The following is a 3,610-nucleotide window of genomic DNA, read 5'->3' as shown; positions in this document are numbered from 1 at the left end:
CCGACCAACGATCTGGATGTGGAAACTCTGGAGCTGCTGGAAGAGCTGCTTTCTGATTACCCCGGCACTCTGCTGCTGGTCAGTCACGATCGTCGCTTTATCGACAACACAGTGACCGGTTGCTGGCTGTTTGAAGGGGATGGCCGTATCAGCGACTACGTGGGCGGTTACGCCGACATGATGGCGACCCGTGAACAGCAGAATGCCCAGCAACAGGCCAAGAGTGCACCGGTCAAGGCGCCCGAGCTGGTTGTTACCGCCGCGCCAGAAGCGCCGAAGAAGAGCAAGAAGCTCTCCTACAAGCTGCAACTTGAGCTGGAAGGGTTGCCTGCTCGTCTTGAGCAGCTGGAAGCCGAGTTGGATGCGCTGCAAAGCGAGATCAACCAGCCCGGGTTCTTCTCGCTGTCAGCAGATAAAACCCAGCCGAAACTCGATGCGCTCAATGCCGCTGAAGCCGCGCTGGAGCAGGCATTTGCTCGCTGGGAAGAGCTGGAAGGACTCAAAAATCAGGAGTAAGTTCCCTGTAATTAAAACTTAATCCAGTTCAGTGCCTTGTGTCACATAGCCCGGTTAGGGTGGAAGTTTTTGTTTGACCCGGTGCACTCGCAGGAGTAAAGATGAAAGCGACCGATGCAGAATTGGTCGCTTTTTTTGTTCCACGAAGAGGGTCGTAGATGATGAAGAGACAGAAGCGGGACCGTCTGGAAAGAGCTCGTGCTCGTGGTTATCAGGCTGGCGTGGTCGGCAAACAGAAAGAAGCGTGTCCGTATCAATGCCTGGATGCCCGAGGGCATTGGCTTGGTGGTTGGCGTGACGCCATGGAAGGGCGGGGCTCAGGCCTCTTCATGAAGTAGCAGGTACTTCATCACTCATTACAAAAGGAAAGGGGCCGTTGTGGCCCCTTTGCGTTAATGCTGTTTTACCACCAATCAGAGAGATCAGAATGCGGTGGTATCTTTGAACAGGCCCACTTTCAGGTCGGTGGCGCTGTAGATCGGACGGCCGTCAACTTCGACCACACCATCAGCAATCCCCATCACCAGCTTGCGGTTGATGACGCGCTTGAAGGTGATCTTGTAGGTCACTTTCTTGGCAGTCGGCAGGATCTGGCCGGTGAATTTCACTTCACCTACGCCCAGAGCACGACCCTTGCCGGGGCCACCTTTCCAGCCAAGGAAGAAGCCAACCAGCTGCCACATGGCGTCCAGACCGAGACAGCCAGGCATCACAGGATCTCCCGGGAAGTGGCAATCGAAGAACCAGAGATCCGGAGTAATGTCGAGCTCAGCCAGGATCTCACCCTTGCCGTGTTCGCCGCCGTTGTCATTGATCTTGACGATGCGGTCCATCATCAACATGTTGGGGGCAGGCAGCTGACTGTTACCCTCACCAAACAGTTCGCCACGGCTGCAAGCCAGCAGCTCTTCACGGGTAAAAGAGTTCTTGCCCTGTTCGCACAGGGAAAGGCGGGCTTCCATGGTGGTATTGTCTACGGTCACGCGGTATTTCCTTCAAATGGGTCAAAGCCGGGCCAATTTAGCTTACAGTTGTTCGCTAAACAACTCCGATCACTTCATCAGCGGCCAAACAGGCGCCCCAGCAGGGATTGCAGCAGTCCGACTTTGGCAGTGGAGCCGTTCAACTCGTCCAACCGCTCCTGAATACGGCCAAACAGGGTATCGGGCATATCAGGCTCACCGGCGACACAGCCAGTCAGCAACTCGATGGCCTCTTCCACATGATCCACCGGATGGATGTGGAACTGGCCTGCTTCAACCGCTGCAATCACCTCGTCAGAGAGGTTCAGCTGCTGGATGTTGGTGCCCGGCAAAATGATCCCTTGCTTGCCGGTGATGCCGTGGATTTTGCACACCCGGAAGAAGCCTTCAATCTTCTCGTTGACGCCACCAACGGCCTGCACATTGCCAAACTGATCGACCGCACCGGTCACGGCGAAGTGCTGGTAGATAGGCTGGCGGGCGAGGGCAGAGAGCAGGGCACACAAGCCGGTCAGGGAGGCACTGTCGCCATCAATTTCGTGGTAAGACTGCTCGAACACCAGATTGGCCGACAGGGGGGAGGGGTTCTCTGCACCAAATTTGTTGGAGAGATAGCCGTGGATAATCATCATCGCCTTGGCGTGGATATGACCGGCCAGCTCCGCTTTGCGCTCGATATCCGCCACATCGCCATCACCAAGGTGTACGGTAGCAGTGAGGCGCACCGGCTCGCCGAAGTCATAAGGGTGACCGGAGACCTGAATGACAGACAGGCCGTTGATCTGGCCAATCTCTTCGCCATCGGTTTGCAGCAGGATCTGGCCGTCGATAACACCTTGATCGGACTGCTCAACCAGATAGTTGAGGCGGTAATCCTGCTCCTCCAGTGCGCCGCGGATATGCTCGTCAGTGACCACATCAGATTCCAGCTCCCGGGCCAGACTGTCAGCCATCCGCATGATGGCGGAGAGTTGCACTTCGGAGAGCGACAGCCACTCCTGATGGTCACAGAGGCGGCTAGCATGACGACAAAGGGCGGCGAGGGCGGCTGGTGTGAAGTCCAGCAGGCTCCAGCGCTGGCGCAGCCAAGCCAGGTACTGCAGAAATTCCTGCAGATCCTCTTCAATATTCACCTCTGATACCAGATCAGCGCGCAGGAAGATGCGCTCGGACATATCCCGATCCAGCATCTGGAACTCGGCCACGTCGAGTCGGTCACCCACCAGGATCAGCTTGAGCTTGATGGGGGTCGCTTCAGGCGCGAAGAAGGGGGTCAGGGTTTTCCCTTCCTGATAGGCGTTCCAGTCCAGCTCGCCTTTTTGCATGGCATTTTTCAGTTTGAACCAGAGGTGCGGCTGATCCAGCAGCTCATCCAGTTGCAAAATGAGGTAGCCGCCGTTGGCTTCGCGCAGCAAGCCAGGCTCCAACAGGTGCTGGTTAGCATAGACAGAGCCTTGCTCGGTCTGGTAGTTGATGGAGCCAAACAGGGTATCCCAGTTGAGATCACGGCCATAAATCACCGGCGCTTCCTGCGCTTCGTGATGGATCAACAGGTTGATCAGAATGGGGTGCTGGAATTCCAGACCCAATGCCACGTGAGCCGCCAGGTCGGAGAGGAAATCATCGATTTTCGGATCATTGTTCTGCTTGCGCATGATGCGGGTCACGATGCGTTCGGCATCGAGATGGTGGCTCAATAGCTTGAGCAGCTCGCCAACCATTTCGCAAAACTCAACGCCGGTGCCTGGTTGCAGGCGCAGCCAGATAGGCTTGTAGGGGTTGTTCAGATTCTCGGTGTAGCAGAGATCAAACAGGTCACCATCCTTGCCATTGGAGTCGGCAATCAACGTTTGGCAAACGCCTTCGTAATCTGCGCCGGGGAACCCGTTGAGCAGCATGACCGGACAGTCACCATCAAAACTGGCAAGACGTTTGATGCCGGAAATGGCTCTGGGTTGCAGCGCAGCAAAGGGGATAGGTTCAAGCTCGCTAAGCTTGGTGAACTGTTCAATCGCAAAAGCGGGTTTTAATTGTTCTGATGTTAATTCAGCCACTTAAGACATCCGGTCGAAGATAGGATCAATTGTTGCCATTATACACAGTTCAATAAG

General features: G+C 55.6%; 3 protein-coding genes and 1 pseudogene. 2 read left to right on the top strand and 2 right to left on the bottom strand.

Annotation, left to right across the window (positions count from 1 at the left end):
- A pseudogene (locus AACS18_RS18305) lies at positions 1–516 on the top strand (ABC transporter ATP-binding protein); the annotation flags it as partial.
- A gap of 158 nt (positions 517–674) precedes the next feature.
- Complete coding sequence (rmf, locus tag AACS18_RS18300; protein ID WP_005315693.1) at positions 675–854, top strand: ribosome modulation factor; 180 nt, start codon at positions 675–677, stop codon at positions 852–854.
- Between the two features lie 84 nt (positions 855–938).
- Here rmf and fabA read toward each other — a convergent pair whose 3' ends face one another.
- Both fabA and AACS18_RS18290 read right to left on the bottom strand, forming a co-directional pair.
- Complete coding sequence (fabA, locus tag AACS18_RS18295; RefSeq protein ID WP_005336586.1) at positions 939–1,499, bottom strand: 3-hydroxyacyl-[acyl-carrier-protein] dehydratase FabA; 561 nt, start codon at positions 1,497–1,499, stop codon at positions 939–941.
- Positions 1,500–1,576: 77 nt separating this feature from the next.
- Positions 1,577–3,553: a Lon protease family protein gene (locus AACS18_RS18290; RefSeq protein ID WP_069554855.1), complete on the bottom strand. Its 1,977-nt coding sequence runs from the start codon at positions 3,551–3,553 to the stop codon at positions 1,577–1,579.
- Positions 3,554–3,610: the final 57 nt, after the last annotated feature.

Origin of the sequence: Aeromonas sp. HMWF015 (assembly GCF_963878965.1) — a bacterium.
In the GTDB taxonomy this organism is placed as follows: Bacteria; Pseudomonadota; Gammaproteobacteria; order Enterobacterales; family Aeromonadaceae; genus Aeromonas; species Aeromonas veronii.
Note: the sequence above shows the minus strand (reverse complement) of the source record. Positions and strands in the feature narration are given on the sequence as shown.

Excerpts from the sequence above, each read along its gene's own strand:
- rmf (WP_005315693.1), top strand. The coding sequence starts at position 675 with ATGATGAAGAGACAGAAGCGGGACCGTCTGGAAAGAGCTCGTGCTCGT.